This window comes from Pseudescherichia vulneris (genome assembly GCF_902164725.1).
Classification (GTDB): domain Bacteria; phylum Pseudomonadota; class Gammaproteobacteria; order Enterobacterales; family Enterobacteriaceae; genus Pseudescherichia; species Pseudescherichia vulneris.
In genome coordinates this window covers 373,967-380,241 of record NZ_LR607338.1, presented here as the reverse complement: position 1 = coordinate 380,241, position 6,275 = coordinate 373,967, and the positions used below count along the sequence as shown (strand labels likewise).

Annotated in this window: 4 protein-coding genes and 1 pseudogene; 1 reads left to right on the top strand and 4 read right to left on the bottom strand. The window is 53.9% G+C overall.

Annotation, left to right across the window (positions count from 1 at the left end; genetic code table 11):
• Positions 1-287: pseudogene (locus FN633_RS18450) on the bottom strand (GGDEF domain-containing protein); the annotation flags it as partial.
• Between the two features lie 254 nt (positions 288-541).
• Between FN633_RS18450 and FN633_RS01415 the strand changes: the two are divergent.
• Positions 542-2,110 carry a methyl-accepting chemotaxis protein gene (locus FN633_RS01415; RefSeq protein WP_154056489.1) on the top strand — a complete coding sequence of 523 codons (1,569 nt, stop codon included), beginning with the start codon at positions 542-544 and terminating at the stop codon, positions 2,108-2,110.
• A 231-nt stretch (positions 2,111-2,341) separates the two neighbouring features.
• Here the strand turns inward: FN633_RS01415 and FN633_RS01410 are convergent, their stop codons facing one another.
• The 3 genes from FN633_RS01410 to FN633_RS01400 all read right to left on the bottom strand — a co-directional run bounded on the left by FN633_RS01410 (position 2,342) and on the right by FN633_RS01400 (position 6,133).
• Positions 2,342-3,256, bottom strand: coding sequence for a bestrophin family protein (locus FN633_RS01410; RefSeq protein WP_042395199.1), 915 nt, complete (start codon positions 3,254-3,256; stop codon positions 2,342-2,344).
• A gap of 276 nt (positions 3,257-3,532) precedes the next feature.
• Positions 3,533-4,984, bottom strand: a complete 1,452-nt coding sequence (locus FN633_RS01405; RefSeq protein WP_042395125.1) for a tagaturonate reductase — start codon at positions 4,982-4,984, stop codon at positions 3,533-3,535.
• 177 nt (positions 4,985-5,161) lie between these two features.
• Positions 5,162-6,133: a sensor domain-containing diguanylate cyclase gene (locus tag FN633_RS01400; RefSeq protein ID WP_154056488.1), complete on the bottom strand. Its 972-nt coding sequence runs from the start codon at positions 6,131-6,133 to the stop codon at positions 5,162-5,164.
• Between the last annotated feature and the right edge of the window lie 142 nt (positions 6,134-6,275).

The window sequence follows — 6,275 nt, the reverse complement described above, 5'->3', positions numbered from 1 at the left end:
TTCGTATCGTCGATGGCCGAAACGCCATTCTGCGGTATATTCCGGCGGATATCTCTTAGTGCCAGTTCGGATTGCAGAAAGGTATCTTCCGCCTGACGCGCCTGGGAAACCGACAGGTTAATGGCGCTGCGCTCGCTCTCCTCAACGGTGCGTTCCCAGGAGCGATTTAACGTCCAGGCGCTAGTGGCTACACCCACAATCAGTAGACCCGCCATAAAGAGGGCGATGCTACGCCCAAGAGAGGAGTTTAACGCCAGCGCGTTTGAAATTCGTTTCCCGACTGTCATTGTCACTCCTCTACGGTTCCTTTACTTCAGTAAAGCACATAATCCTGCGACGTAATATCGGATTAAGACAGATGCCCTATTGCAAACTGTTTACCCTTATTCAACACCCTGTTCATAAAAATGCAAAAGAAAACCAAAATTGCGTTTCGAAAAATAAAAAACATCAATCTATGTGATACAGATCAACTATTTAGATCAATGCTTTTCCAATATCTGCCGTTATTAGTCATACCTATCTCTTCTAAGACTTCACTATGAAAAAATTTGCGCAGTCTACGGTTTTAACCAAACTCCTAACCGGTTTCTCTATTCTGATCGCCATGATGCTGCTATTGGGCGTAGTCGCTATCTATCAGCTCAACGTCAGTAACCAGCACATCGATAAATACCGTGAGAATCGCCTGCCTGGCGTGCGCTACTCGCTGGAGATGCGTGGCGTGCTGTCGGAGATGCGTTTGCAGCAGATCCAGTACATTAGTTCCCCTACCGCTCAGGAGCGTGAAAAGCACCGGCTGGAGTTGCTGCAGAACCAGGATATTTTCCTCAATGCGCAAAACCACTACGCCGCGATTGCCGATGCTCTGCCGGACGATATGCGGGTGCTGTTTGGCCAGGTGGTTGAGAACTTCACGCACTTTGTCGACGTCAACGGCAAAGTGGTCGAGGCGGTAAACGCCGAACGGCTCGACGAAGCCGCTAAAATCAGCGGTGCCGTCTCTGCGAAATACCGTACGCAGCTGATGAAGGATCTCGCTACGCTAGTGGATATGGAAATTGCTATCGGCAACAAGGCGGGTGAAGCCTCCGCGCAGGGATATCAGCGTGCGCTGTATCTGCTCTCGGGTCTACTGCTGCTGGCTCTGGTGGCGACAGGGTTTATTGCGCTGTTTATTTCGCGCAACCTCTCCCGCCAGCTGGGGGGCGAACCGGCCTATGCAGTGGATATTATGCAGCAGATTGCCGCTGGCAAGCTGAATACGGATATTACGCTTAACGCCAACGACCACAGCAGCCTGCTAGCCACCATCAAGTTTATGAACGGCAGGCTGGCAGAGATTATCAACGGTATCATCCATGGCAGCGAGTCTATCTCGCTGGCGGCCAGTGAAATTGCGATGGGTAACAGCGACCTTTCCCAGCGCACCGAAGAGCAGGCTGCCTCGCTGGTGCAGACCTCAGCCAACATGCAGCAGATCACCGAGAACGTGAAGAGCAACGCCGAGAATGCGCATAAGGCCAGCGAACTGGCGCGTCAGACCTCGCAAACGGCGGTGAAAGGCGGTAAAGAGGTTCACGATATGCTTATGCGGATGCATGAGATTTCCGACAGCTCACAAAAAATCGTCGACATCATTGCCGTCATTGAAGGTATCGCCTTCCAGACCAATATTCTGGCGCTGAACGCGGCGGTTGAGGCAGCCCGTGCGGGTGAACAAGGTAAAGGCTTCGCCGTCGTAGCAGGTGAAGTGCGTAACCTGGCGCAGAAAAGCGCCGATGCGGCAAAAGAGATTAAAACCCTGATTGACGGCACGGTGAGTAAAATTACCGAAGGATCACGCTATGCCGATACCGCTAGCCGGGCAATGGAAGAGATTGTCAGCTCGGTAAATGAAGTGACCGGTATCGTGGCAGAGATCTCCTCCGCATCGAACGAACAGCACCAGGGGATCCGCGAGATTGGCGTTGCCATTGAGCAGATGGATCAGGTTACCCAGCAGAACGCGGCATTGGTAGAACAGGCAGCGGTGGCTGCGACCTCGATGACCGAGCAGAGCGAGCACCTGCGTGACTCGGTGCGTTTCTTTCAGCTGCGTATGAGCTAGCAGCGTAAGGCGCAGACCCTCAGGGGCAAAACTGCCCCTGAGAACGCTCTGGTTTGCGACAGGCCATCATTACAAATAGGGGTTACGGGATCTCGCTCACAAACGAGAGATCGTAGGCGGTTGCAAACAGCGCAACGCAGGCAATCAGCACAACAACCATCTGAATTACTCTTTCCATCGTGTTTCCCTCCTGGCGGTTTAACCAGCCGTAACGGGCGCGTCCGGCTTTCGCTACGTAAGCTGGTAATACTTATCAGGCAGTATTTTCGCGGGCACAACGTTTTCATCATTCATCTGCAGCAGATCTATCTCAATCGCATTGCAGATGGCATCCAGCGGTAAATCGTTATCTTCCACGCCAAACGGATCTTCCAGCTCTTCGGCTAAGGTATCCAGCGATATAAAAGTATAGGAGATAAGTACCGAGACGAAAGGCGTCATGTAGTGCAAATCTACAACCAGCGCAAAGGGCAGCATAATACAGAACAGGTAGACGGTGCGGTGCAAAATGAGCGAATAGGCAAACGGCACCGGCGTAAAGGCGATGCGTTCACAGCCGGAGAGCACCGCCGAGATATCGTTCAGTCGGTTGTTCATGCTGTGATAGAGAATGTCAGACAGCCCGTTCGGCCCGCGCTGCGCGGCCAGCCACTCCCCCATCATTAACAGAAGCTGGTTAGCCGGCGAGTGGGCTTTCATCACCCGCGCCAGTTCGCTGGGCGAGAGATAGTTAGCCAGCGTTCCCTCCAGCGGTTTGCGCCGCAGGGTCAGGCGCAGGCAGTGCGCGAAGGCAATCAGCAGCAGCACAAAGTGGTGACGCCCTTCCCCCGCTGGCAGCGTGGTTTTGACCTCGCGCAGCAGCGAGCGGGAGGCGATCATCAGCTGCCCCCAGAGCACCCGCGCTTCCGTATAGCGGCTGTAGCAGGCGTTATTGCGAAAACCCAGGAAGATAGCTACGGCGATACCAAGGATGCTAAACGGTGCCACGGTAAGCCTGAACCCAAGCGAGCTATACCAGGGCAGCATCAAAATCACCGCCACGGAGAGCATAAAGTTAAGCAGCAGACGAGAGTAGATTTTGGGTAGCACCGAACCATGCCAGACGAAGATACGCGCAAGCCAGTGCTGATGAGGGCGAACAATCATGGTTATATTCAGAGGTCAGGAAAAGTCGCGATTATTAAACGTGATCGCCATCACAGTTGCAAGTTTGCTGCAAAAATGTTGTGGGAATTATTAGCTGCTAAGCTATTGGCTGTATCAATGGTGAAGTTGCATAAATACAAAGCATATATGTATGTTGTAACTATTGATGCAGCAAATAAATGCCGGGCGGCGCTGCGCTTGCCCAGCCTACAGATCGCGTTAGACCGTAGACCGGGGCACGCATCGCGCCGCCCGGCGTTTACAAAGACACATCGATTAGCAGAGCGGCTTCACGGCCTCGCGCATGCCACGCAGCAGAATGGCATCCAGATCCAGAGAGACCTGCTCTACCAGACCGCTGACCTGGGTCAAGTCCTGCTCCCAGTGATCGCTAACGGAAAGCACGGCTTTTACCAGTTCGCTGGTGCTAATCTGGCGATCGCGGTGCTGGCTCCACAGCTGCTGGAAGCGTTCGATCCAGTGGGCATCATCCTGTACCGGGAAGCTTTCACCGTTACGCTCGCCGCGATAGAACGCAATCAGAGCAGCAAGAGCAAAGGTCAGGCGCGCCGGCAGCTTACCAGTTGCCTTCTGCCCTGCCAGCAGCTGCGGCAGAATACGCGTGCGGAACTTGGTCATGCCGTTCAGGGCGATGGAGAGCAGCTGATGCTTGATGTACGGGTTGCGGAAACGCCCCGTTACGGCGCTGGCAAAGGACTCCAGCTCATCGCGAGGCAGATCCAGCACCGGAATGATCTCTTCGTAGATCGCTTTTTCAACGAAGGCGCAGATTTCACTATCGTTCATCGCCTCGCCTACGGTATCCAGGCCAGCCTGGAATGCCACCGGGACTAACGCGGTGTGCGCCCCGTTAAGAATGGCCACCTTGCGCTCTTTATACGGCTTGATGTCATCTACGATCAGCACGTTCAGCGGGTATTTGTCGAGGCGCAGCTCGGAAGCCAGCGATTTCGGCCCCTGGATAACGAACAGATAGAAGTGCTCTGCGGTATCGAGGAAGCCATCGCGGTAGCCCAACTCGGCTTCGATTTTCGCCACTTCATCACGCGGATAACCGGTTACGATGCGGTCAACCAGGGTTGAGCAGAAGGCGTTGGCTTCGTTCAGCCACTGAACAAACGCGGCTGGCAGTTCCCACTCGCTAGCGTAGCGCAGCACCAGCTCACGCAGCGCGTCGCCGTTATAGTCTATCAGCTCGCACGGAATGATGATCCAGCCTTTATCCGCCGCGCCGTTAAAGTGAGTGAAGCGTTCGAACAGCAGACGGGTCAGCTTCGCCGGGTAGCTAACGGCAGGCGCATCATCAAATTTATCGCCCGCGTGGTAGCTGATGCCCGCTTCAGTGGTGTTTGAGAACACAAAACGGATCTCAGGGTTCTGCGCCAGCTTGAGGAACTCATCGTAGTGATCGTAGACGCTGATTTCACGGTTTACCGAACGGATCAGACGCGCATCGCTCACCGCCTCGCCCTGCTCGTTCAGGCCACGAATGATGGTGGTATAGAGACCATCCTGCGTGCTCAGTGACGGCGGGAAATCACTCTTGATCGGGCGAACGATAACCACACCGGCGTTGAGATCGGTGTGCTCATTAAGCAGATCGATCTGCCAGTCGACAAATGCGCGCAGGAAGTTCCCTTCGCCAAACTGAATGATACGTTCCGGATAGGTGGCTCCGGGAAAATCGCGACGGTTTATCGTGTTCACAATGAGTTCCTTTTTGATTAGTCATACAACCTGGGAAGATTGGTCCAATAACTTACCAGACTTTACGACCATGAAACCCTGTTTTGATCAAAATGAGACGCCCTATTCGCGTCAATTATTAAAACGAATATAAATTTGTGGGCGTCATCACATTTTGTCGCCGTGAACGGCAAACGACTAGCTGTTTTTGTGCTCGTTTTTCTCTTTCATGGCATACATCTTTTCATCCGCAGAGGTGATCCAGCTAGACATGTCCGGATCGCTGTCGTGATCGTATTCACTCACCCCCCAGGAGAAGTTGAGCTGCCACGGTTTACCACTCGTCAGATTGAATACCTCGGCCTGCTCGGCGAGGTGCTGCATCGCGATCCACGCGCCTTTCTCATCGGTATCCGAAAAGAGAATGGCAAACTCGTCGCCGCCGTAGCGGATCAGCAGATCGGCTTCGCGAAAGCTGTCGCGCAGCAGGTTAGCCATAGCCTGCAGGGCGTTGTCACCCTCTTCATGACCGAAGGTATCATTAATGTATTTAAACTTATCAAGATCCAGCCAGGCGAGGGTTAGCGGCTCGGCGCGACGGCGGGCGCTGGTGATAGCATATTTACCAAGGTTATTAAAACCGCGGCGGTTAAACAGGCCGGTAAGCTCGTCGGTGGTGGCCGCGCTAATGGCAGCAAACTCATCTTCTACGATGGCGGCAAAGTCCTTCAGTACCGCGATCTCGTCAGGGGTAAAGCCACGCGGCTCGGGCGCAACGAGACAAAACGATCCCACTCTTAAGCCGTCTGGCAGCTGCAGCGGATAGCCAGCGTAGAAGCGAATGTGCGGCGGGCCGACCACCAGTGGATTATCAAAGAAGCGTTCGTCCTGATGAGCGTCCAGCACCACCAGCGGCTGAGGGCTGAGGATCGCATGGCCGCAAAAGGAGATGTCACGCAGCACCTGTCCGTTGGGGATACCGTTGCAGGACTTAAAATGCAGCGTATTGCTGTTAACGAGGCTAATCAACGCAATGGGAACATCAAACATGCGTTTTGCCAGCCGGGTAAGCCTGTCAAAACGTTCATGCGTGCCGGAGTCCAGCAACCCGGACTCGTTAAGCGATGCCAGACGCTGTTGCTCGTTTTCAGGAAGTTGAGGAGTCTTCATAACGGGCCTTTTTCACTAATCAAAACCTAAGCTTAGCGCATTTAGTCCTTTTGGTCAGTGGGCGTAGATCCGGTTCTTGCCTGCGCGTTTGGCGCGATAGAGCGCGTCGTCACCGGCTTTTAGCCAGTGGTCGTGGTAACAA